21 protein-coding genes and 1 pseudogene are annotated in these 24,245 nt (G+C 50.9%); 11 read left to right on the forward strand and 11 right to left on the reverse strand.

The window, feature by feature from the left end; genetic code table 11:
• Positions 1-67 precede the first annotated feature (67 nt).
• Positions 68-904 carry an S-formylglutathione hydrolase gene (fghA, locus tag HV041_RS04830; protein WP_048211168.1) on the reverse strand — a complete coding sequence of 279 codons (837 nt, stop codon included), beginning with the start codon at positions 902-904 and terminating at the stop codon, positions 68-70.
• Between the two features lie 321 nt (positions 905-1,225).
• On the opposite strand from fghA, the gene folE reads away from it, so the two are divergent.
• From folE to mglC, 6 genes are all read left to right on the forward strand, one after another.
• Positions 1,226-1,894 carry a GTP cyclohydrolase I FolE gene (folE, locus tag HV041_RS04835; RefSeq protein ID WP_003027410.1) on the forward strand — a complete coding sequence of 223 codons (669 nt, stop codon included), beginning with the start codon at positions 1,226-1,228 and terminating at the stop codon, positions 1,892-1,894.
• 14 nt (positions 1,895-1,908) lie between these two features.
• Positions 1,909-3,066 carry a DUF418 domain-containing protein YeiB gene (gene yeiB / locus HV041_RS04840; protein WP_061068164.1) on the forward strand — a complete coding sequence of 386 codons (1,158 nt, stop codon included), beginning with the start codon at positions 1,909-1,911 and terminating at the stop codon, positions 3,064-3,066.
• A 143-nt stretch (positions 3,067-3,209) separates the two neighbouring features.
• Positions 3,210-4,232, forward strand: a complete 1,023-nt coding sequence (galS, locus tag HV041_RS04845; protein ID WP_048211170.1) for an HTH-type transcriptional regulator GalS — start codon at positions 3,210-3,212, stop codon at positions 4,230-4,232.
• 295 nt (positions 4,233-4,527) lie between these two features.
• Positions 4,528-5,526, forward strand: coding sequence for a galactose/glucose ABC transporter substrate-binding protein MglB (gene mglB, locus HV041_RS04850; RefSeq protein ID WP_003027399.1), 999 nt, complete (start codon positions 4,528-4,530; stop codon positions 5,524-5,526).
• A gap of 71 nt (positions 5,527-5,597) precedes the next feature.
• A complete protein-coding gene (mglA, locus tag HV041_RS04855) occupies positions 5,598-7,118 on the forward strand; it encodes a galactose/methyl galactoside ABC transporter ATP-binding protein MglA (protein WP_048211171.1) in 1,521 nt (506 codons plus the stop codon).
• A gap of 15 nt (positions 7,119-7,133) precedes the next feature.
• On the forward strand, positions 7,134-8,144 hold the full coding sequence (gene mglC, locus HV041_RS04860; protein ID WP_003027393.1) for a galactose/methyl galactoside ABC transporter permease MglC: 1,011 nt from the start codon (positions 7,134-7,136) through the stop codon (positions 8,142-8,144).
• A gap of 57 nt (positions 8,145-8,201) precedes the next feature.
• Here mglC and preA read toward each other — a convergent pair whose 3' ends face one another.
• The 7 genes from preA to HV041_RS04895 all read right to left on the reverse strand — a co-directional run bounded on the left by preA (position 8,202) and on the right by HV041_RS04895 (position 14,154).
• On the reverse strand, positions 8,202-9,437 hold the full coding sequence (preA, locus tag HV041_RS04865) for an NAD-dependent dihydropyrimidine dehydrogenase subunit PreA (RefSeq protein WP_121584817.1): 1,236 nt from the start codon (positions 9,435-9,437) through the stop codon (positions 8,202-8,204).
• Entirely contained in the window at positions 9,431-10,672 is a 1,242-nt protein-coding gene (locus tag HV041_RS04870; protein WP_121584816.1) for an NAD(P)-dependent oxidoreductase, read from the reverse strand. The genes preA and HV041_RS04870 overlap by 7 nt, the downstream gene beginning before the upstream one ends.
• Before the next feature lie 233 nt (positions 10,673-10,905).
• A complete protein-coding gene (locus HV041_RS04875) occupies positions 10,906-11,145 on the reverse strand; it encodes a DUF2542 family protein (RefSeq protein WP_048211174.1) in 240 nt (79 codons plus the stop codon).
• Between the two features lie 2 nt (positions 11,146-11,147).
• Complete coding sequence (gene sanA / locus HV041_RS04880) at positions 11,148-11,867, reverse strand: outer membrane permeability protein SanA (protein WP_048211175.1); 720 nt, start codon at positions 11,865-11,867, stop codon at positions 11,148-11,150.
• Positions 11,868-12,030: 163 nt separating this feature from the next.
• On the reverse strand, positions 12,031-12,915 hold the full coding sequence (cdd, locus tag HV041_RS04885; protein ID WP_005129196.1) for a cytidine deaminase: 885 nt from the start codon (positions 12,913-12,915) through the stop codon (positions 12,031-12,033).
• A 148-nt stretch (positions 12,916-13,063) separates the two neighbouring features.
• The gene (locus HV041_RS04890; RefSeq protein ID WP_048211176.1) at positions 13,064-13,759 is read right to left on the reverse strand and encodes a CidB/LrgB family autolysis modulator; all 696 of its coding nucleotides are present in this window, start codon (positions 13,757-13,759) and stop codon (positions 13,064-13,066) included.
• Positions 13,756-14,154 carry a CidA/LrgA family protein gene (locus HV041_RS04895; protein WP_005129194.1) on the reverse strand — a complete coding sequence of 133 codons (399 nt, stop codon included), beginning with the start codon at positions 14,152-14,154 and terminating at the stop codon, positions 13,756-13,758. Before HV041_RS04895 ends, HV041_RS04890 begins: the two co-directional genes overlap by 4 nt.
• 215 nt (positions 14,155-14,369) lie before the next feature.
• Between HV041_RS04895 and dusC the strand changes: the two genes are divergently transcribed.
• The gene (gene dusC / locus HV041_RS04900; RefSeq protein WP_048211177.1) at positions 14,370-15,314 is read left to right on the forward strand and encodes a tRNA dihydrouridine(16) synthase DusC; all 945 of its coding nucleotides are present in this window, start codon (positions 14,370-14,372) and stop codon (positions 15,312-15,314) included.
• Between the two features lie 59 nt (positions 15,315-15,373).
• Here dusC and HV041_RS04905 read toward each other — a convergent pair.
• Positions 15,374-15,666: pseudogene (locus HV041_RS04905) on the reverse strand (SAM-dependent methyltransferase); the annotation flags it as partial.
• A 168-nt stretch (positions 15,667-15,834) separates the two neighbouring features.
• On the opposite strand from HV041_RS04905, the gene mdtQ reads away from it, so the two are divergent.
• Positions 15,835-17,274: a multidrug resistance outer membrane protein MdtQ gene (gene mdtQ / locus HV041_RS04910; protein WP_048211178.1), complete on the forward strand. Its 1,440-nt coding sequence runs from the start codon at positions 15,835-15,837 to the stop codon at positions 17,272-17,274.
• 30 nt (positions 17,275-17,304) lie between these two features.
• Here the strand turns inward: mdtQ and HV041_RS04915 are convergent, their stop codons facing one another.
• Positions 17,305-17,880 (reverse strand): DedA family protein, encoded by a 576-nt coding sequence (locus tag HV041_RS04915; RefSeq protein WP_121584814.1) that lies wholly within the window; start codon positions 17,878-17,880, stop codon positions 17,305-17,307.
• A gap of 162 nt (positions 17,881-18,042) precedes the next feature.
• On the opposite strand from HV041_RS04915, the gene HV041_RS04920 reads away from it, so the two are divergent.
• Positions 18,043-18,630, forward strand: a complete 588-nt coding sequence (locus HV041_RS04920) for a Yip1 family protein (RefSeq protein WP_005129189.1) — start codon at positions 18,043-18,045, stop codon at positions 18,628-18,630.
• 179 nt (positions 18,631-18,809) lie between these two features.
• Positions 18,810-19,757 (forward strand): D-alanyl-D-alanine endopeptidase, encoded by a 948-nt coding sequence (gene pbpG / locus HV041_RS04925; RefSeq protein WP_048211180.1) that lies wholly within the window; start codon positions 18,810-18,812, stop codon positions 19,755-19,757.
• A 64-nt stretch (positions 19,758-19,821) separates the two neighbouring features.
• Here the strand turns inward: pbpG and dld are convergent, their stop codons facing one another.
• Positions 19,822-21,534, reverse strand: coding sequence for a D-lactate dehydrogenase (gene dld, locus HV041_RS04930; RefSeq protein WP_101741576.1), 1,713 nt, complete (start codon positions 21,532-21,534; stop codon positions 19,822-19,824).
• A 232-nt stretch (positions 21,535-21,766) separates the two neighbouring features.
• Between dld and bglX the strand changes: the two genes are divergently transcribed.
• On the forward strand, positions 21,767-24,064 hold the full coding sequence (gene bglX, locus HV041_RS04935) for a beta-glucosidase BglX (RefSeq protein WP_075551361.1): 2,298 nt from the start codon (positions 21,767-21,769) through the stop codon (positions 24,062-24,064).
• The last annotated feature ends 181 nt before the right edge of the window (positions 24,065-24,245 follow it).

Here is a 24,245-nt window from a genome sequence, read left to right on the forward strand (position 1 = left end):
AATAAAAAAGGAGAAAAAGTGAAGGAATGATGGAGAAATGAAGAGGGCTGACGCCCTCACTCAGGCGTTACTTCAGCAAATATTGGGCGTGGAAACGCAGATGATCTTCAATAAATGATGCAATGAAGTAGTAGCTATGATCGTAACCCGGCTGAATGCGTAATGTCATCGGCCATGCGGTTTGACGGGCCGTTTCGGCCAGCACTGCGGGTTGCAGTTGATCGGCGAGAAACTGATCGCTATCCCCCTGATCAATAAGCGTTGGGATCGCATCTGCGGGTTTACTGGCCAGCATCAGCGCACAGCTGTCCCATTCCGCCCACCGTGATTTATCCTCACCCAGGTAGGCGCTAAAGGCTTTCTCACCCCACGGTACGCGACATGGATTGACGATGGGGGCGAAGGCAGAAACGCTGGTGTATTTGCCAGGGTTTTTCAGTGCCATGATCAGTGCACCATGCCCCCCCATAGAGTGCCCGCTGATGGCGCAGCGATCGCTGACGTTAAACTGTGACTGAATGAGTGCCGGCAACTCGTCACGCATATAGTCATACATGCGAAAATGTGAGGCCCACGGTTGTTGCGTGGCATTGAGATAAAATCCGGCACCCTGGCCTAAATCGTAGCCTTCATCATTGGCGACCTGTTCGCCACGCGGGCTGGTATCAGGCATCACCAGAACGATGCCCAGTTCAGCCGCAATACGTTGTGCTCCGGCTTTAGTGGTGAAGTTTTCATCATTGCAGGTCAAACCTGACAGCCAGTACAGCACCGGAGGTGGGGTGTTATCCCGGGGGGGTGGAAGAAAAATACTGAAGGTCATGGTGCAATTTAGCGTGGTGGAGTCATGACGCCAGCGTTGTTGCCAGCCTTCAAAACAGCGGTGCTCTTCAAGCATTTCCATGCGTGGCTCCTTGTTGTGTTGAACCTGAATGTGTTTGCGAACTCACCATAATACAGATTATTCATTGCACTGTGAGTAACTTTCACTTCCGCATTGAGCAAACATACTTCATCATCTATATAACTTTACATTAACACTCGAATTCACCCGGTTGAACGACATATGAAATCTGTGTGCTAAAAGGCAGCACCAATTTCAATAATTATCGCGGTGAATACTGGATTATGTGCGCCGCCTCACGCACAATGTTCTGGCTGTGACACAGCCTAAAAACTTTGCCCCACGCAGGGCAGAGGCGCCCCACCTGCAGGAGAAAAAGAAATGTCATCACTCAGTAAAGAAGCGGCACTGGTTCATGAAGCGCTGGTCGCGCGTGGTCTTGAAACACCACTACGCCCGCCTGTGCAAGAGATGGATAATGAAACGCGCAAACGTCTTATCTCCGGTCATATGACCGAGATTATGCAATTGCTCAATCTTGATTTGAGCGATGACAGTCTGATGGAAACGCCACATCGCATCGCTAAAATGTATGTCGATGAGATTTTCTCCGGCCTCGATTACGCCAACTTCCCGAAAATCACCGTCATTGAAAATAAGATGAAGGTTGATGAGATGGTCACGGTTCGCGATATCACGCTGACCAGCACCTGCGAACATCACTTCGTAACGATTGATGGCAAAGCGACGGTGGCCTATATCCCGAAAGATTCGGTCATCGGTCTGTCGAAGATTAACCGCATTGTGCAGTTCTTCGCTCAGCGCCCGCAGGTCCAGGAACGCCTGACTCAGCAAATTCTCACCGCGCTGCAAACGTTGCTCGGGACGAATAATGTGGCGGTTTCAATTGATGCTGTGCATTACTGCGTGAAAGCGCGTGGTATTCGTGATGCGACCAGCGCTACCACCACTACCTCGCTTGGCGGATTGTTTAAGTCCAGCCAGAATACGCGTCAGGAATTCCTGCGCGCCGTGCGTCACCACAACTGATCAGGGCAGGGGCCATGGAGCGTAATGTCACGCTGGATTTTATTCGTGGCGTCGCCATCCTCGGCATCCTGCTTCTCAATATTAGCGCCTTTGGTCTGCCAAAGGCGGCCTATCTGAACCCTGCCTGGTACGGCAACATTACCCCGTCAGATGCCTGGACCTGGGCCGTGCTTGATCTCTTCGCGCAGGTGAAATTCCTCACGTTATTTGCGCTGCTGTTTGGCGCGGGTCTGCAGATGCTGCTACCGCGAGGCAAACGTTGGATCCAGTCACGACTCACTTTGCTGGTTCTGCTGGGGTTTATTCACGGTTTGCTGTTCTGGGATGGCGATATCCTGCTGGCGTATGGCCTGATTGGGCTGATTTGCTGGCGGTTGGTTCGCGATGCCCCTTCCGTCAAAAGTCTGTTTAATACCGGCGTGTTGCTCTATCTGGCGGGCGTTGGTGTGCTGTTGCTGCTGGGATTTATCTCCGGAAGTGAGACCAGTCGGGCCTGGACACCGGATGCTTCTGCGTTGCTGTATGAGAAATACTGGAAGGTGAACGGCGGTATGGAAGCGGTCAGCAATCGCGTAGATATGATGTCCAATAGCTTGCTGGCGTTGGGTGCGCAGTACGGCTGGCAACTGGCGGGGATGATGCTGCTGGGCGCGGCATTGATGCGCAGCGGTTGGCTGAAAGGGCAGTACAGTTTGCAGCACTATCGACGTACCGGCGCGTTATTGGTCATTATTGGGATGGCGATTAACCTGCCTGCTATCGTTGCGCAGTGGCATCTGGACTGGGCCTACCGCTGGTGTGCTTTCCTGTTACAAGCCCCGCGAGAGCTGGGCGCGCCGTTGCAGACCATTGGTTACGCTGCGCTGATGTTCGGTTTCTGGCCGCAGCTTAGCCGTTTAAAATGGGTCATTGCCATAGCCTGCGTTGGGCGCATGGCGCTAACCAACTATTTGTTACAAACCTTAATTTGCACCACGCTGTTTTATCAATTCGGCTTATTTATGAAATTCGACCGGCTGGAGTTGCTGTATTTCGTCATTCCGGTCTGGGCCGTTAACCTGCTTTTCTCCGTCATTTGGTTGCATTTTTACCGGCAAGGCCCGGTAGAATGGCTATGGCGTCAATTGACCCTGCGTGCGTCAGGGACATCATTACCGCGAACATCCAGATAACGATCTGGATCACATTCATTAACAAAATGGATGTAAGCGCTTTCATTCCTGTGACATCACTCACGCAGTCCGTTTCGTTGTGCTGACAAAATACCCAGCCTGGGGTGTCTGCGGGTAACCGCATCTTAAACAGGGTAGTGAATATGGTAACCATCCGTGATGTGGCACGACAGTCTGGCGTTTCTGTCGCGACTGTTTCCCGCGTACTGAACAACAGCGCGCTGGTGAGTCCCGATACGCGTGAAGCGGTAATGAAGGCGGTTACTCAGCTCGGCTATCGACCGAATGCCAACGCGCAAGCGCTGGCGACGCAGGTGAGCGACACGATTGGCGTTGTGGTGATGGATGTTTCAGACGCATTTTTTGGCGCGCTGGTCAAGGCCGTGGATATGGTTGCTCAACAGCATCAGAAGTACGTCCTGATTGGCAACAGCTACCATGAGGCTGAAAAAGAACGTCATGCCATTGAGGTACTGATTCGTCAGCGTTGTAACGCACTGATTGTTCACTCGAAAGCGTTGAGCGATCGCGAACTGGCCGAGTTCATGGATCAGATCCCTGGCATGGTGCTGATCAACCGCATTGTGCCGGGCTATGCGCATCGTTGCGTCTGTCTGGATAATATTAGCGGGGCTAAAATGGCAACCCGTATGCTGCTGAATAATGGGCATCAACGTATTGGTTACCTGGCATCCAGTCACCGCATTGAGGACGATGCAATGCGTAAAGAAGGGTGGCTAAGTGCCCTGAAAGAACAGGGGGTTACCCCGGCAGACAGTTGGATAGGTACCGGTTCACCGGATATGCAGGGCGGAGAGTCCGCAATGGTGGAACTGCTGGGACGTAACCTGCAACTGACGGCAGTCTTCGCTTATAACGACAATATGGCCGCTGGCGCGCTAACGGCGCTAAAAGATAACGGTATCGCTATTCCATTACACCTTTCAATCATTGGCTTCGATGATATTCCCATCGCACGTTACACTGACCCGCAGCTGACAACGGTTCGCTATCCCATTGCTTCTATGGCAAAAATGGCCACTGAGCTTGCGCTACAAGGCGCAGCGGGAACGCTGGATCCTGACGCAACGCATTGCTTTATGCCGACGCTGGTGCGACGTCATTCTGTGGCTTTGCGGCAGAATGCGGCACCGATCACTAACTGATAATGTCGGGCTATGTAACCGCTTTCAATATGTGAGTAAATTCACAGTATCTTAACAATGCGATAGCTATGATGACACTGTTTGCTGCGCTGTAACTACTATGTAACGGTGAATAATCACTTTCATCGAGGTATAGGCGTCTTAAACAACAATTAAAGCCTGTTTTTGGAGCGTTGCCAGATACGGAAGAAATATTTTTAAAAGTGAGCTTCGGCGTTCAGTAACACTTCAGTAACGTTCTGCCTGCCGAGCATTTATCTCAAGCACTACCCTGCATAATAAAACCGGAGATACCATGAATAAGAAGGTGTTGACCCTGTCTGCTGTAATGGCAAGCATGTTATTCGGCGCGGCTGCGCACGCTGCTGATACCCGCATTGGTGTGACTATCTATAAATATGACGATAACTTTATGTCCGTGGTACGTAAGGCTATTGAAAAAGATGCCAAAGCGGCGCCGGATGTACAGTTGCTGATGAATGACTCGCAAAACGATCAGTCCAAACAGAACGATCAGATCGACGTGTTGTTGGCAAAAGGCGTTAAAGCACTGGCTATCAACCTGGTTGACCCGGCAGCAGCAGGAACGGTCATTGAAAAAGCACGCGGTCAGAACGTACCGATTGTGTTCTTCAACAAAGAGCCTTCCCGTAAAGCGCTGGACAGCTATGACAAAGCCTATTATGTCGGTACCGACTCTAAAGAGTCCGGGATTATTCAGGGTGACTTGATTGCCAAGCACTGGGCCGCTAACCCGAACTGGGATCTGAACAAAGATGGCAAAATTCAGTTTGTTCTGCTGAAAGGCGAACCGGGACACCCGGATGCCGAAGCTCGTACGACCTACGTAATTAAAGAGCTGAACGATAAAGGCATCAAAACTGAACAACTGCAGTTAGATACTGCAATGTGGGATACCGCTCAGGCGAAAGATAAGATGGATGCGTGGATGTCCGGTCCTAACGCAAACAAAATCGAAGTGGTTATCGCCAACAACGATGCGATGGCAATGGGCGCAGTTGAAGCGCTGAAAGCACACAACAAAACCAGCGTCCCGGTATTTGGCGTCGATGCGCTGCCTGAAGCCCTGGCTCTGGTGAAATCTGGCGCTATGGCCGGTACCGTGCTGAACGATGCAAATAACCAGGCGAAAGCCACCTTTGATCTGGCGAAAAACCTGGCTGATGGCAAAGGCGCGGCAGACGGCACCAACTGGAAAATTGAGAACAAAATTGTTCGCGTTCCATATGTAGGTGTCGATAAAGATAATCTGGCAGAGTTCACCAACAAATAAATACTCCGTCTGTGGGCGCAATTTCATTGCGCCCTTAATTGCGCACTCTGCAAGGCCAACAAGGTATAATTATGGTCAGCACTAATACTCAGTCGTCAGGCGAATACTTGTTGGAAATGAGCGGCATCAACAAGTCCTTTCCCGGCGTTAAGGCTCTTGATAATGTCAATTTAAAAGTCCGCCCACATTCTATTCATGCTCTGATGGGCGAGAATGGCGCTGGAAAGTCAACATTATTAAAATGTCTTTTTGGGATCTATCAAAAAGATTCCGGTAGTATTTTATTTCAGGGTAAAGAAATCGATTTTCATTCTGCTAAGGAAGCGCTTGAGAATGGTATTTCGATGGTACACCAGGAATTAAACCTGGTATTACAACGCTCTGTGATGGACAACATGTGGCTGGGACGCTATCCCACCAAAGGTATGTTTGTCGATCAGGAAAAAATGTACCGCGATACCAAAGCGATTTTCGATGAACTGGATATTGATATCGATCCGCGTGCGCGCGTCGGCACATTATCCGTTTCGCAAATGCAGATGATTGAAATTGCGAAAGCATTTTCGTATGACGCCAAAATCGTCATTATGGATGAACCGACCTCATCGTTAACCGAGAAAGAGGTTAATCATCTGTTTACCATCATCCGTAAGCTGAAAGAGCGTGGATGCGGGATTGTGTATATTTCTCACAAAATGGAAGAAATATTTCAACTGTGTGATGAAATTACCGTGCTGCGTGATGGTCAATGGATTGCGACCCAGCCGCTGGAAGGGCTGGACATGGATAAGATCATCGCCATGATGGTCGGACGCTCACTGAACCAACGTTTCCCGGATAAAGAGAACAAGCCGGGAGAAGTGATTCTGGAAGTGCGTAACCTGACTTCTCTGCGTCAGCCGTCGATTCGTGATATCTCTTTTGATCTCCATAAAGGGGAAATTCTCGGCATTGCCGGCCTGGTTGGCGCGAAACGCACCGATATTGTTGAAACGTTGTTTGGCATTCGTGAGAAATCATCGGGCACGATTACGCTCCACGGCAAAAAAATCAATAACCACAGCGCGAATGAAGCGATTAACCATGGTTTTGCGCTGGTCACCGAAGAGCGTCGCTCAACCGGTATTTATGCCTATCTGGACATTGGTTTTAACTCGTTAATCTCCAATATCCAGAACTATAAAAATAAAGTCGGCCTGCTGGATAATTCCCGCATGAAGAGCGATACCCAGTGGGTAATTGACTCGATGAGGGTAAAAACGCCAGGGCATCGTACGCAAATAGGTTCGCTTTCTGGTGGTAATCAGCAAAAGGTGGTCATTGGCCGTTGGTTGTTAACGCAGCCTGAAATCCTGATGCTGGATGAACCTACACGCGGTATCGATGTCGGCGCGAAATTTGAGATTTATCAGTTGATTGCTGAACTGGCGAAAAAAGGAAAGGGGATCATTATTATTTCCTCTGAAATGCCGGAGTTGTTAGGTATTACCGATCGTATTCTGGTGATGAGCAATGGCCTCGTCGCTGGAATTGTTGAAACCAAAACCACAACGCAAAACGAAATCCTCCGTCTTGCGTCTTTGCACCTTTAAGATTAGGGGCTCCTCATGAGTGCGTTAAATAAGAAAAGTTTTCTTACTTATCTGAAAGAAGGCGGAATTTACGTTGTTCTTTTGGTTTTGCTGGCGATTATTATTTTCCAGGATCCCACTTTCTTAAGTTTACTGAACCTGAGTAATATTCTGACGCAATCCTCGGTGCGTATTATTATCGCATTGGGCGTAGCCGGGCTGATTGTTACCCAGGGGACCGACCTGTCTGCAGGGCGTCAGGTCGGGCTGGCGGCGGTTGTGGCGGCAACCCTGCTGCAGTCGATGGAGAACGCCAACAAGGTGTTCCCGGAAATGGCGACGATGCCAATCATCGTGGTGGTGCTGATTGTCTGCGTGATTGGTGCCATTATCGGTCTGGTGAACGGTATTATCATTGCTTACCTGAACGTGACGCCATTTATTACCACCCTCGGTACGATGATTATCGTTTACGGGATCAACTCCCTGTACTACGACTTCGTCGGCGCATCGCCAATTTCTGGCTTTGACAGCGGGTTCTCAACCTTTGCGCAGGGCTTTATTGCGCTGGGCAGTTTCCGACTCTCCTACATTACTTTCTACGCCTTGATTGCCGTGGCCTTTGTATGGGTGCTGTGGAACAAGACCCGTTTTGGTAAAAATATTTTCGCTATCGGCGGTAACCCTGAAGCGGCGAAAGTGTCCGGGGTAAACGTCGCGCTGAACCTGCTGATCATCTATGCGTTGTCTGGCGTGTTCTATGCTTTTGGTGGTTTGCTCGAAGCTGGGCGTATTGGCTCGGCGACCAACAACCTCGGCTTTATGTATGAGCTGGATGCGATTGCCGCGTGCGTGGTTGGCGGCGTGTCGTTTAGCGGCGGGGTAGGAACCGTGTTTGGTGTGGTGACCGGTGTGATTATCTTCACCGTCATCAACTACGGTCTGACCTACATCGGCGTAAACCCTTACTGGCAGTATATTATCAAGGGCGGCATTATCATCTTCGCGGTCGCGCTGGATTCACTGAAATACGCGCGTAAGAAGTAATCGTACAATGTAAAAAGCCCGGTGCAGCGCAATCTGCACCGGGCTTTTTTATCTGCGTTACAACGTTAACGCATGTTCTTTCTCTCCGGGTTTAAATTTCACCTCGCCCAGATCAATACAGGCTACCGGGCAAACGTGACCGCACAATAAGCATCCCACACATTTTTCCGTATTGCAGTGTGGTGTACGGGTTTCCTCATTCCATTCCATCGCCTGATGCCCACCGTCGTAACATGAGATGTAGCAGCGCCCACAGCCAACGCATTTATCCAGATGGATGTTCGGATAAACGATGTAGCTACGGTCAAGCTCCTCGGCGGGGATGATATTACTATTAGCAAGACCCACCATCTCCTCCAGTGAGTCAAACTCTTGATCGGCGAGGTAATGTGACAGCCCGCTGATCATGTCCTCCACAATCCGATAGCCATACTGCATGATCCCGGTGGTCACCTGCAGCGTGGCCGCGCCTAACAGTAAAAACTCGGCGGCATCTTCCCAGGTCTCAATTCCCCCGATGCCGCTAATCGGGAAATCGCGCAGTTCGGGATGCGTGCGCAACTGTTGGATAAATCGCAGGGCGATAGGCTTGACGGCCTTGCCGGAGTAGCCGGAAATACTGGATTTACCGTTGACAACCGGCATTCCGATTTTCCTGTTCAGGTCGATATTAGTGATGGATTTAACCGTATTGATGGTCGCGATACCGTCCGCACCTCCGCGTTTTGCCGCCAGCGCCACTTCACACATATCACCAATATTCGGCGTCATTTTAGCCAGCATTGGCAGAGACGAGCCGCGTTTCACTGCCCGACAATATTTTTCAACCAGCTCAGGGCTTTGTCCTACATCGCTGCCCATAGCATGCGAGGTCATTTGCGGGCACGAGAAGTTACACTCGATCATGTCGGCACCTGCCTCTTCAACCAGGCGGGCCAGTTCCTGCCACTGTTCTTCGTTTTCACCCATGATCGACGCAATCAGGACCTTATCCGGGTAGTCTTGTTTCAGTCGCCGAATAGCAGCCAGATTCTCCTCCAGCGGATGCTCGGCAATTTGCTCCATGTTTTTGAAGCCAATAAAGCCGGTATCTTCTTTGGTCAGATGGTCAAAGCGCGGGGAGACTTCATTGGCAATAAAGAACCCGATCGTTTTAAAAACAATGCCGCCCCAGCCGCTATCATAGGCTTTGGCGCACATCTCATAGCAGTTGCCTACCGGAGAAGAAGAGAGGCAGAACGGGTTGGGAAATTTGACGCCGCAAAAGGTAATAGAAAGATCTTTCGTTAACATGAGCAAGCTCCCTCTAAATAGTGATGAATGGCCTGAGCGGCTTCTTTTCCGGTTTTCACGGCGTATACAACGGTTTTATCGCCTTTAACAATATCGCCCGCGGCAAACATAACCGGATCGGCGGTTTGGTAATTGTGCGTATCGATAAGATTGCGCTGTGGCTTTAACGCGGCAAAATCATCAAGCTGCGCATGTTGACCGACGGCAAGAATAATATGTTCGGCTTCAAGCGAGAGTTCTCCTGGCAGGCGTACGTGCTTAAAGGTTACGCGATTTCCACTAACCGCCACAGGCGTGAAACCGTCAATAATTGATACCCCTAATGCCTGGGTGCTGTTGAACTCTTTGTCGCTGGCAGGGAATTCGGCTAGTTCTTCACGCGCGACACAGGTGACGGACGGGCAGCCCAGCAGTTTCAGTGTACTGGCGACATCCATCGCCACATCGCCGCCACCGATGATCAATGCACTTTTTGCGACGGTAATATCGCCGCTGGCTTGTCGGGCGCGCTGCAGGAAATCGACGGCAATTTCAACGTGATTCGCTCTCTCAAACAGAGGTAACGTTGAACCATAAGACATCCCTACGGTAACCAGTACAGCGCGATATTCAGCTTTGAGTTGCTCAATGGAAAGGGCATGGCCAACTTCGCAATTGCACGTGATGGTCACTCCCATTTCAATGATTCGGGCAATTTCAAGATCCAAAACCGATTGCGGCAAACGAAACTCAGGGATGCCATAGCGCAACCAGCCACCTGGCTGAGCCTGTTTTTCGAAGATGGTTACGTCATAACCAAGATTGCTCAGCGTTACGCTGGCCTGTAATCCTGCCGGGCCCGCACCGATGACGGCGACCTTGCCCAGCGTTTTTGTTGCCGGCTGATATATTTTCATCGCGGTCTGCTGTTCAAAATCGGTTATAAAGCGCTGCAGACGCGCGATATCAATAGGTTTATCAATTCCTGAACGCGTACATCCGCGCTGGCATAATTTTTCGGTTGGGCATACGCGGGCGCACACCGCACCGAGCGCATTATTTTCGCGGATAGTTTCGGCTGCGCCTTTAAAATTACGGAAATAAATGGAGCGAATAAATTTCCCCGGGTCGGTTTGCGCCGGGCAATCCTGGCTACAAGGGGCATCGTGACATAATAAACAGCGGGAAGCCTCTTTTATGGCTAATAAAGGGGTAAAAGCAGGCGTGAGCTCATCCAGATAATTTTGTTGTGGCATATTTTCTTCCTTAATGCTTGAGTAAATTAAGGCAAACCGTTAATAACAAAATATAAAAAGTGAAAGGCTATTCTTAAGGCTAAGCACTGCAGGAAGAGTATTCTGTGAAAGGATTCACAAATAGAAGATAGTTTGAGGGAAATGCTGGCGGGCAGCATTAATCCCTTATATTGAAATGGTAACCATTATCATAATATTAGCTATTCTCAAGTGCTAATATAACGGTAATCTCTTTAGCGATAAAAGACTAAATAAATAACCATACCGAAAGATAAACATCCGCATCCGGCATAAACTAATACATAAGACCAGAACTGTAATGGGGCTTCATTCCGGTAGGCATAAACCGGCTCACGCGCATTCTTCTTAATTTTATCTACCGCGCCAGTACGCCAGCCTTTCCAGGCTTCACGGAAACAAAAGAGGGGAATGAGCAGAAAGGCCAATACGACGAAGAGAGTTTGTACATCCATGCTTATTTTCCTTGTTTCTTTTGTAATTCGAGTAATTGTTCTGCAGTGACTGCCGGATATCCCTGAGCATCGTCAGGTACCTGATGCATGGTCGGGATGGGCACCAGCGGACCTAAAAAACGTGGCTCGCGTTTAAAAAGGTAGAGATCGGCCAGCGCACCAAAGCGAGCACCGAATTCGCGCACCCGCACGGTAAGCATATCTTTTGGCGAAGGTACCGCATAACACTGGGCCTGAATCCCCATATGTAGCGCAATAAACAACGCACGCTCACAGTGGAATCGCTGGGTAATGATGATGAAATCGTTGGTATCGAATACTTTGCGGGTGCGTACAATCGAATCAAGCGTACGGAATCCTGCGTAATCAAGCACGATGTCAGCGGGATCGACGCCCGCGGCAATCAAGTCTTTACGCATCGTCATCGGTTCGTTATAGCTTTGCTGCGCGTTGTCGCCGCTAAGTAGCAGATAGTTTACTTTGCCGCTGTTATACGCATTTAATGCGCCCTGAATTCGGTAGCGATAATACTGATTGATGACGCCGGTACGGTAGTATTTTGCCGTGCCGAGGACAACGCCAACCTGACGGTAGGGGAGATCCTGTAATTCGTCATAGATATAGGGGGCCGTCTTCCAGCTCATCCATCTGTCGAGTCCAAGCACAGTCAACAGCAGCAAGCCTACCAGGACTAACAGGCTGTAAAACACGCGCTTTAACATGCAGAAAACTCGTTATTTGGATGGAATTTCAATCAGGCTACTGTACCCAACGGCGGAGCGCAAGAAACAGCAGTCTGATTGAGGGGATTTTAGGCATTCTGCGTATTGCCGGATGGCGGTGTAAACACCTTATCCAGCCTACGAACTGGCGTTATTGAAACCATTAACCGAGTAGTACGCGCTCGATATTGTCGCAGCCCAGCGCATTCAGAGTGGCAGATGTCGCGTCCCACTGGATAAGCGCCGCATCCGCTTTTTCTGCCAGCACCGCACGTTGAATGTCCGGATAGTCGTAACCGTTCAGACTCAGCAGGTTTAATGCACCCTGCAACGGTGGCAGCGTTGGGTTGAAGGCGGCGTTTTCAGCATAACTGCCGCTGAAAATTTGACCATCCTTACACTCCAGCGCCACGCCGCTCGGGGATTTGCTGTACGGCATGTGGCATCTGTTGGCGGCGGCAATCGCCGCCTGGGTCAGCGCATCGCCTTGCAGCGCGAAGCCGTGATCCTGGTCATCCATCAACAGCGTTTTGATGTCGAGATCTTTTGGCCCAAAAGCGTCCGGCAGATAGTCGCGTAGTGCGTGTGGTTCACGCCCAGGCAGGTGAATACGTAAATCCAGTCCGCTGTTCAGCTCATTCATAAACTGACGGCAGTGCCCGCAAGGGGTGTAGTTGACGGTAATCGCAGCGAGTCCTTTTTCGCCACGTAACCAGGCATGGCTGATGGCGCTCTGCTCGGCGTGAACGGTTTGCTGCATTGTGGCACCAAGAAACTCCATATTCCCACCGAAATACCAGGTTCCGCTGATACCTCGTGAGATTGCGCCAACGTTGAAGTTGGACAGCGGAGTACGCGCGCAGGCCGCAGCTAAAGGCAGCAGAGCGAATGCCAGCGCGTCTTCGTCCAGTCCCGATTCGCGTTTAAGCAAAGAAACCTGCTCAGCCGTCAGCATGGCGGGGAAATGTACATCCGCCAGAATAGGGGCCAGGGCTGATTGCAAGTTATCCGCGAGTTGGGCAAAAGCAGTTTGAAAACGTGGATGCATGGCGTTGCCTCATAACAATGTAATGGAACCGTAGTTTACGGGCCTGATAGGGCTTTATATGTGATCCAAATCTCATTGTTTATGCAACTGATGAAACTTAAATGAAAAATGTGCAACGCATCGCAAATAAACAGCTTAAAAATGCAGATTAGCCAACCACTGCCAGGATAACCGGGAACAGGAATGGGGCAACCAATGAGGTAATAATCCCGCAAATCACCAGCGCCAGTGAGCTAAACGCGCCTTCCTGGTAGTCCAGTTCTGCACAACGAGCCGTGCCCAGGGCGTGCGAAGCGGTGCCCATGGCCAGCCCACGAGCGGCCTTGGTGCGAATACGCATCGCATTAAGCAGGGTATGGCCAAATACGGCGCCGAGGATACCGACAAAAATAACGCATACGGCGCTGATAGCTGGAATGCCGCCAATACTGCCACCCACAGCCATAGCGATAGGCGTGGTTACCGATTTAGGCATAATAGACGCGGCAATTTGCGGTGATGCGCCCATCAACAAAGCGATTGTTGTACCTGTTACCATCGCCACAACGCTCCCGGCAAAACAGATAGCAATGATTGATTTCCAGCGGGCACGGATTTGGTGCAGCTGCTCATATAACGGATAGGCTAGCGCGACGACAGCAGGTTGCAGTAAATCGTTCAGCACCTCGCTGCCTTTGAAGTAGTGATCGTAGGGGATACCGGTCAGCATCAGAAAGGGAATAATCACCACCATGGCGACCAGCAACGGGTTCAATAGCGGCATTTTAAATCGCGCTGCCAGCTTACGTGCAGCAAAAAATACCGCCAGGGTGAGGGGTAACGACCACCAGATATACGACATCATTGTTTAGACCCTTTTTGGCCAACGATTTTGCGTTCGCCGTGAACAATGTGCGAGCTCCAGCTCACTACCAGGAATACGACCAGTGTACTGATGGTGCAGGACACCACGACCGGACCAAATTGTGCGCGTAGCAAGTCAAAGTACTGCATGATCCCCACGCCAATCGGGACAAACAGCAGGGCCATGTAACGAATCAGTACGTAGCACCCTGGGTTTACCCATTTTGCTGGTAAGATCTGTAATGCCAGTAATACAAACAGAATCAGCATGCCGATAATGCTGCCTGGAATCGTTATAGGCAGCAGTGATGCAAGAAAAATACCTGCGTAGAGGCAGGCATAAATGAGGACGAATGCGCGTAAATATTGCCAGATAATGTTCAGTGACTTGCTCATAATTGAAACCCTTGACGAGACTGATTCATCATACAATTAAACTTTAAAACGTGCTACCGATCACATCATGAATTCTAAGCATAGTGGAAATAGATATCAGGAACATCAGGCAATACCCCCGATCAGCATAACCAAATCTGTGCCCGGCGCTGAGACGCTTTAATCTCCTGCATAGAGACGTTACCATAGCGCCTCTCTTTTTTGCGGGTAACAATATGCGTGTTTTACTGGCGCCGATGGAAGGCGTGCTCGACTCACTGGTGCGCGAGCTGCTGACTGAAGTAAATGATTATGATCTCTGTATCACCGAATTTGTTCGCGTGGTAGATCAACTACTGCCGGTAAAAGTCTTTCACCGCATTTGCCCTGAACTGCTTAACGCCAGCCGCACGACATCCGGTACGCCGGTGCGTATACAACTGCTGGGGCAGTATCCGCAGTGGCTGGCAGAAAATGCAGCCCGCGCGGTTGAGCTGGGTTCGTATGGCGTCGATCTAAATTGTGGATGCCCGTCGAAACTGGTGAATGGCAGCGGCGGCGGCGCAACGTTACTGAAGGACCCTGAGCTGATTTACCGTGGCGCTAAGGCCATGCGTGATGCGGTTCCGGCCCATTTACCGGTGACGGTAAAAGTGCGTCTGGGCTGGGACAGCAGTGACAGGCAATTCGAAATTGCTGATGCCGTCCAGCAGGCCGGTGCCAGCGAGTTGGTGGTACACGGTCGAACCAAAGAACAGGGCTATAAGGCCGAGTACATTAACTGGCAGGCCATTGGCGAGATTCGCCAGCGTCTCAATATCCCGGTTATCGCGAATGGTGAGATCTGGGACTGGCAAAGCGCACAGGACTGTATGGCCATCAGCGGATGCGATGCCGTCATGATCGGGCGCGGTGCGCTTAATATCCCGAATTTGAGTCGCGTGGTGAAATATAATGAACCGCGTATGCCATGGCCTGAAGTCGTGACGTTACTGCAAAAATATACCCGACTGGAAAAACAAGGTGATACCGGGCTGTATCATGTGGCGCGTATCAAACAGTGGCTGGGCTATCTTCGTAAAGAATATGTTGAAGCGACAGAACTGTTTCAGGAAATTCGGGCTTTGAATAATTCACCGGATATTGCACGCGCGATTCAGGCCATCACAAGTGTTGCCTGATTTATTGCCGGATGGCGGCAATTTGTTCAACCGATGGACCCCATTCATCCAAACCTGGTTTTATCTTTAATCCACCCCTGGCTGAGCGGCGCGGTATAAATAGGATGTTCAGCGGAGAAAACCAGCATTCCGCACGGTATTAATGATTGGTAAATGGTTTGCAATAATCGTTCTATATCGTGCAAATAATGCAGTGCCAGTGAGCTAAATCAAGAATATTTTTTCCCTGTAGGGGAGGGAACATGGCTTGTATTGTTGGCCACTCTGGTGCGCCGTCGAGTCCCTTTACTGAACGATCCAGCGTGGCATATCCGGCAAAGAATGTCGGGTCATCATAGATATTTTGTGACATTACGCCTCCATTTATAATTTATTGGAATTATTTTGACAGAACCATTTACCATGTATATGTTTTTTTACTATGTGATTTTATTTCAAAAGATGTATTGCCACGCGTAACTAAAAAAGAGAATGCGGTAAGTCGTACTCTCTGTGCATCTTTTCTTACCTGTATATTCCCATGAATCGTAACTCTGTTCTTGTTGCAACGGCATGTTTGCCGCTGCTTATTTTGATGGTCGGTTGTGCACCTATGCATGACAATCGTCAATCGCTGTCACAGCAGACGCCCGCTGTGAACGTTGACTCCGCGTTGCCCGCGGCATTAAAAAATGGTTGGCCGGACAGCCAATGGTGGAAGGCGTATCACGATCCACAGCTGAATGCGTTGATTGACAGCACCCTGAAGAATTCTCCAGACATGCAGGTAGCAGAACAGCGCATTCAACTGGCAGAAGCGCAGGCTAAAGCGGTTAAGGCGCAGGATGGTCCAGAAGTTGATTTTTCCGCAGACGTTGAACGTCAAAGAATGTCGGCAGAAGGTTTAATGGGACCGTTTGCCATTACCGATCCTGCTGCAGGCACGACCGGGCCGTGGTACACCAATGGAACCTTTGGTTTAACCGCAGGCTGGAACCTGGATCTGTGGGGTAAAAACCGGGCTGAAGTGGCGGCGCGTATTGGCGAGGTGAAAGCGCGTGAGGCTGAACGTGAGCAAACTCGCCAGCTACTGGCGAGCGGCGTATCGCGTTTGTACTGGGAGTGGCAGACACAGGCGGCGCTTAAAACCGTGCTGACGCAGATTAAAACCGAGCAACAGAACGTCATCACCGTCGATCGTCAACTGTATCAAAACGGGATTACCTCTTCTGTCGAAGGTGTTGAAACGGATATCGATTCCAGTAAAACGGAGCAGCAGCTGAACGATGTCAGCGGCAAAATGAAGGTGATAGAGGCGCGGCTGAGCGCACTGACCAACTCGCAATCTTCCGTCATGAAGCTTAAAGCAACGACGCTACCGGCGGTAGAAAGCCAGCTACCGTCACAGCTTGGTTATTCGCTGCTGGCCCGCCGCCCTGATTTACAGGCCGCACATTGGTACATCGAGTCATCGCTGAGCAGCATTGATGCGGCAAAAGCGGCATTCTATCCGGACGTTAACCTGATGGCGTTTTTACAGCAGGATGCGCTGCATCTGAGCGATTTGTTCCGCCATTCCGCACAGCAGATGGGCGTGACGGCTGGACTGACGCTGCCTATTTTTGATAGCGGCAGACTGAATGCGAATCTCGATATCACGAAAGCGCAGAGTAACCTGACGGTGGCAAATTACAACAAGGCAGTGGTCGATGCGGTGAATGACGTGGCGCGTGCGGCATCACAGGTAGAAACGCTGGCGCAGAAGAACCAGCATCAGCAGCAAATTGAACATGACGCACAGCGCGTCGTGGGGCTTGCGCAGGCACGATATAGCGCCGGTATCATTGCAGGTTCCCGGGTTAGCGAGGCCAAAATTCCGGCATTACGCGAACAGCTTAATGGTCTGGTTCTACAGGGACAGTGGCTGGATGCTTCTATACAGCTGACCAGCGCACTGGGCGGCGGTTACCGCGCCTCCTGATAGTCTGACCCGGCAGAAGCCTCTGTCGGGTCAATTTGCGTGTTCTTTGCGTTTACTTCGCCGTTTCATCCACCAGCGGGCAGCCACTACAACGCCGATAACCAGAACCAACCACACCCCATGTTTAATATGCTGGTCGAGGCTATGCAACCATGGGGCAATCACTTCACCGCCCACATAGCCGAGCGTGGTAAACAGCAATGCCCAGACAAACGCCCCCAGGATATTCAGTGGGATGAAAATCTTCGGTGGCAGGTGGCTGGCCCCAATCAGCAACGGGCCAATGACGCGAAAACCGTACATAAAGCGCGTGCCGACCACAAACAGGTAGGGACGCCGTTGGATTATCTTCTGCGCGTAGTGGATTTTTGCCCGATGACGCGAGAAACGACGTAAGATTTTGCCGCCAAAACGACGCCCAAGTAAGAAGAGTAACTGATCGCCAATCATCCCACCCAACGCGACGGAGAGTACCACCAGCGGAAATTTAAGAATTCCCTGATGCGCAGCAACACCGCCTAGCAAGGTAATGGTTTCGCCTTCGGCAAGGCTGCCAATAATCAGCGCCGCATAGCCGTATTGCTCAACATAATGCGTTATATCCATACGTTGTATGACCTCCACGTTCCATAGCATACACCCAGTGAATAGTTCATGCCGGAAAAGCAGCAACTCAGCGTATCGGTATTTTTCATGTGTACATAAAATAATCAAAAGCTGAATTATACTTGAAGTGTTGAGGTCCGGAGCTGACAAGAAGGGGGCGGTATGAACCATGTCTGGGGGCTGTTTTCCCATCCCGATCGTGAAATGCACGTGATCAACAGCGAAAACGAAAGTGTTTCGCATCACTATACCCACCATGTACTGCTGATGGCGGCAATCCCGGTGATTTGTGCGTTTATTGGCACCACGCAAATTGGCTGGAATTTTGGCGACGGCAATATACTGAAGTTATCCCTGTTTACCGGATTTGCGATGGCAATTCTGTTTTACGGCGTGATGCTGGCGGGTGTGGCCATCATGGGCAGAGTTATCTGGTGGATGGCGCGTAATTACTCGCGACGCCCGTCGCTGGCGCATTGTATGGTCTTTGCCGGATATGTTGCCACGCCGCTGTTTTTAAGCGGGCTGGTGGCGCTGTATCCGCTGGTCTGGCTGTGTGCGCTCGTGGGAACCATCGCGCTGTTTTACACCGGCTATTTACTCTATCTCGGTATTCCAACGTTCCTGAATATCACTAAAGAAGAAGGGCTGAGCTTTTCCAGTTCAACGCTGGCGATTGGCGTGCTGGTGCTGGAGGTTCTGCTGGCGATTACGGTGATCCTGTGGGGTTACGGGTACCGATTGTTCTAGGCGTACAACCTGTCTGTGCTGCGTTGTTGGCGTAAAAGTCAGCAACGCAGCATTTCGAGATGATTCTTCTGTAGCGGCAAACCTGCCGGATCGCTATGATGCCAGAGCTAGCCTGAGATAATCCTTATTTCAGGCGGTGTGCGTTATGACGTGCGTGAACCATTATCAGAAACCTCATCATGCTGAAATTCCGAGTTTCATTATTAAGTCTTGCCCTGGTGCTGGCCGTTCCTTTTGCACCCCAAGCCGTAGCGAAAACGGCGACTACTGCAGCGGCATCTCAACCTGAGATTGCTTCTGGTAGTGCGATGATTGTTGATCTGAATACCAACAAAGTTATCTATTCGAACCACCCGGACCTCGTGCGTCCGATTGCGTCGATTACCAAATTAATGACGGCGATGGTGGTGCTTGATGCACGACTGCCGCTGGATGAAAAACTGAAAGTTGACATCAGTCAGACGCCGGAAATGAAAGGCATCTACTCTCGTGTGCGTCTGAACAGTGAGATCAGTCGTAAGAATATGCTGCTACTGGCGCTGATGTCCTCAGAAAACCGCGCAGCGGCAAGCCTGGCGCACCACTATCCGGGCGGTTATAACGCATTTATCAAGGCGATGAATGCGAAGGCGAAGTCGTTGGGAATGACCCAGACGCGCTTTGTGGAACCGACCGGGTTATCGATTCATAACGTCTCGACGGCGCGTGATTTAACTAAACTGCTGATTGCCAGCAAGCAGTATCCGCTGATTGGTCAGTTGAGTACGACGCGTGAAGACATGGCGACCTTTGCTAATCCGGCTTATACGTTGCCGTTCCGTAACACCAACCATCTGGTGTACCGTGATAACTGGAACATTCAGCTCACCAAAACTGGGTTTACTAATGCCGCTGGTCACTGCCTGGTGATGCGTACGGTTATTAATAACAAGCCGGTAGCGCTGGTGGTCATGGATGCCTTTGGCAAATATACCCACTTTGCTGATGCCAGTCGTTTACGCACCTGGATCGAAACCGGCAAGGTGATGCCTGTTCCGGCCGCGGCGCTGAGCTATAAAAAGCAAAAAGCCGCCCAGATGGCGGCAGCGGGTTCAGCGACAGGTGAGCAAACCGCACAAAACGATTAAACCGTAGGCCGGGCAAGCGAAGCGCCCCCGGCAACGTGCCCGATGGCGCTTACGCTTATCGGGCCTACGATTCTTTCCAGTACTTCTGCTTACTGGTTTTGCCAATACCCGGATTCATACTGTTGGTCGGGTCGTTTTCGCGATAAAAACGCGTCAATGTTTCAGGTGCTTTATACAGATGCCCCACGTTATGTTCTGCAGGATATTGTGCCCCGCGCTCACGCAGTAACACTAGCATTTGCTCTTTCAGTTCGTGAGCATCCACACCTTTCTTCACGATGTAATCCTGATGGAAGACATAGCACATAAAGTGGCCGTAATAGAGTTTGTGCACCAGTTTGCTGTCTATTTCCGGCGGCAGGTGCTCATACCATTCGGTATCGTTACGACGCAGCGCAATATCCAGCGCCAGAATATCTTCCACTTCATCCGCATGGACGGCCTGATATCGAATGGCCGCGCCCGCCGCTGCGAAGCGGTGCAAAAATGCCTTGCTACCTTCTTCCGGCGTACAGGCAAAGAAATCACCTTCGGCAGTTTTGAAAAACTCAGTCAGCCAGCTTTGTGCTTCAGCTACACCGCCACCGGCCATTTTTAACAGCAGGTGATGTTCGTATTTATCACGCCAGCTTTTCATCCGTGCCGGTAAATGGCTGGGGAATAAATGGCCAAACTTCTGCATCGCCCGGTCGGTAAAGTGCGGGCGGAAAATTTTCACTTTTTCCAGCATCGCATCGGTGCGGCCTTTCAGCGTAAAGAAAAACGGCATTTTGTCAGTGCCGAGTTTGTCGATCATCAGAAACGTATCTTTGCCATAGGTTTCGGCGATGTCATAGATATCGCGGTGCATATATTCACCCGCGACCGGCAGATGTTCAAATTTGGCCAGAATATGACGACGGATTTCTGTCAGCACTTCTGGCTGGTTGGTACCGATATAAAATACCTGCTGGTTTTTCTCAGCCTCAAAGGTATCCAGGCGCACGGCGAACACCGCAAGCTTTCCGGCGCAACCAGAAGATTCAAACAAACGCTCAGGGTCTGCGTTATAGCGTGCCGGCGTATCGGCCTCAATATCTCTGACGCGGGTGACGTAATCATGATCGTGTGCATGACGCCCATCGTGCTGGACATCATCATCTTTGATCCGCTCGTCATCAAGTTTGCTCAGGATCTGCTCCGGAGTCTGACCCAGCTCGATACCCAGATGGTTGACCAGCTGCAATTTACCTTGTTCGTCAATGCGTGCAAAGAGCGACATTTCTGTGTATGCCGGACCACGTTGCACCAGCGATCCGCCAGAGTTGTTGCAGATACCGCCGATCACGGAAGCACCGATACAGGAAGAGCCGATCACCGAATGCGGTTCACGGCCAAAAGGTTTGAGCGCCTTTTCCAGCGAATAAAGTGTCGTACCGGGATAAGCCAGCACCTGTTCACCGTTGCCGATGACGTGCAGCTTATCGAGGCGCAGAGTGCTGATGATAACGATGTCGCGATCGTAATCATTGCCGCTAGGCGTAGAGCCTTCGGTCAGACCGGTATTGGCGGCTTGCATCAGGATTATTTTGTCAGCCGAGACGCAGGCGTTGAGGACACGCCACAGCTCTAATAGCGAGCCAGGGAATACGACGGCGAGCGCATCGCCCTGGCCCGAGCGGAAGCCTTTACGATAACGGGCAGTTTTGGCCGGTTCGGTGAGCAGGTGTGAATGGCCGACCAGTCGGGTCAATTCAGTCAGAAACGCTTTATTATCAATTGTTGTAATGGAAGACATTCTCCACTCCTTGTGGTGGGACTCAATATCAGGAACAAGCATAGCGCTATGTATGACAATACGCTTTCTCATTCGCATTGTCTCTGTGTTGTATCCCACTGATTCATGCTGGTTTTGAAAATTCAGAGAATATCCTTAGCTTTCTTCCCCACTCCCGTTTAGGCTTACGGCAAGCTGCGGTTTTTGTTATATTTTCGCTGCCTCGTCGGGTAGAAATTAAGAGAGAATCAACATGAAATGGCTATGTTCTGTAGGTGTCGCTGTGGGCCTGGCGTTGCAACCAGCGCTGGCGGACACCTTGTTTGGTAACCATCCACTGACGCCTGAAGCGCGGGATGCGTTTGTGACCGATTTACTCAAACAGATGACCGTGGATGAGAAAATTGGGCAATTGCGGTTGATAAGCGTCGGACCTGATAACCCGAAAGAAGCCATCCGTGAAATGATCAAAGATGGACAGGTTGGGGCGATTTTTAACACCGTCACGCGCCAGGATATCCGTAAGATGCAGGATCAGGTGATGGAACTCAGCCGCCTGAAAATTCCTCTCTTTTTTGCCTACGACGTATTGCACGGCCAACGTACTGTGTTCCCGATAAGTCTCGGCCTGGCGTCCTCTTTTAATCTCGATGCGGTCAGAACCGTTGGCCGTATTTCTGCGTATGAAGCCGCAGACGATGGTCTGAATATGACCTGGGCGCCGATGGTCGATGTCTCTCGCGATCCGCGTTGGGGCCGTGCATCCGAAGGTTTTGGTGAAGATACGTATTTGACCGCCATCATGGGCAAAACCATGGTGGAAGCGATGCAGGGGAAAAGCCCGGCCGACAGGTATTCAGTGATGACCAGCGTCAAGCACTTCGCTGCTTATGGCGCCGTTGAGGGCGGAAAAGAGTACAACACTGTGGATATGAGTCCGCAGCGTTTATTCAACGACTATATGCCGCCATACAAGGCCGGACTGGATGCCGGTAGCGGTGCGGTGATGGTGGGGCTTAATTCATTGAATGGGACGCCCGCCACCTCTGATGCCTGGCTGCTAAAAGACGTGCTGCGTGATGAATGGGGCTTTAAGGGTATTACCGTTTCCGATCACGGCGCGATTAAGGAACTGATTAAGCACGGTACCGCCTCCGATCCTGAAGATGCAGTGCGTGTGGCGATCAAGTCCGGCATCAATATGAGTATGAGCGATGAGTATTACAGTAAGTATCTGCCGGGGCTGATTAAGTCGGGCAAGGTTACGATGGCGGAACTCGATGATGCCGCGCGTCATGTACTGAATGTAAAATATGATATGGGGCTGTTTAATGACCCGTACAGTCATCTGGGGGCCAAAGAATCTGACCCACAGGACACCAACGCGGAAAGCCGTTTGCACCGTAAAGAGGCGCGTGAAGTAGCGCGAGAAAGCCTGGTGCTGCTGAAAAACCGTCTGGAAACGTTGCCGCTGAAAAAATCCGCCACCGTGGCAGTCGTCGGTCCGTTGGCCGACAGCAAGCGTGATGTGATGGGCAGTTGGTCCGCTGCCGGTGTTGCCGATCAGTCGGTAACGGTACTGACTGGGATTAAAAATGCCGTCGGTGATAAGGGCAAAGTGCTGTACGCCAAAGGGGCGAATATCACCAACGACAAAGGCATTGTCGATTTCCTCAATCTGTATGAAGAGGCGGTGAAGGTTGACCCGCGCTCGCCGCAGGCGATGATCGATGAAGCCGTGAACGCAGCGAAGCAGTCTGACGTGGTGGTTGCGGTAGTCGGCGAAGCGCAGGGTATGGCGCATGAAGCTTCCAGCCGCACCGATATCACTATTCCACAGAGTCAGCGTGACCTGATTGCCGCGCTGAAAGCAACCGGTAAACCACTGGTGCTGGTGCTGATGAACGGTCGTCCGCTGGCGTTGGTTAAAGAAGATCAACAGGCTGATGCGATCCTCGAAACCTGGTTTGCCGGGACGGAAGGCGGTAACGCCATCGCCGATGTGCTGTTTGGTGATTACAACCCGTCAGGTAAACTGCCGATGTCTTTCCCGCGCTCTGTCGGACAGATCCCGGTCTATTACAGCCATCTCAATACCGGTCGCCCGTATAATGCGGACAAGCCGAACAAGTACACGTCGCGCTACTTTGATGAAGCGAATGGTCCGTTGTATCCCTTTGGCTATGGTCTGAGCTACACCACGTTCACGGTTTCTGATGTGAAGCTCTCCTCCCCAACGATGAAGCGTGACGGGACCGTGACGGCCAGCGTGCAGGTGACCAACACCGGCAAGCGCGAAGGTGCAACGGTTATTCAGATGTATTTGCAGGATGTGACCGCTTCAATGAGTCGTCCGGTCAAACAGCTGAAAGGTTTTGAGAAAGTGAACCTCAAGCCAGGTGAAACCCAGACCGTCAGCTTCCCGATAGACATTGAAGCGCTGAAGTTCTGGAATCAGCGTATGCAATACGATGCCGAACCGGGCAAGTTTAACGTCTTTATCGGCGTGGATTCTGCCAGAGTGAAGCAGGGCGAATTTGAGCTGCTGTAATTGATTAGCGATTAAAGGCCGGGTTTCCGGCCTTTATCTTTAGGCGTACGCGCCGCGTCTGCTTCTTATTTCTCATCACGTTACGGTTAACGAATCCCTCTCTTACTCCCCAATTGCAGGTTAAGCCCTGATTTTTCGACTATGCTTTTTCCTCAAGTCTCTGAAAAGGGCAGCAAAAGGA

This window comes from Citrobacter sp. RHBSTW-00029 (assembly GCF_014104295.1).
Taxonomy (GTDB): domain Bacteria; phylum Pseudomonadota; class Gammaproteobacteria; order Enterobacterales; family Enterobacteriaceae; genus Citrobacter; species Citrobacter youngae.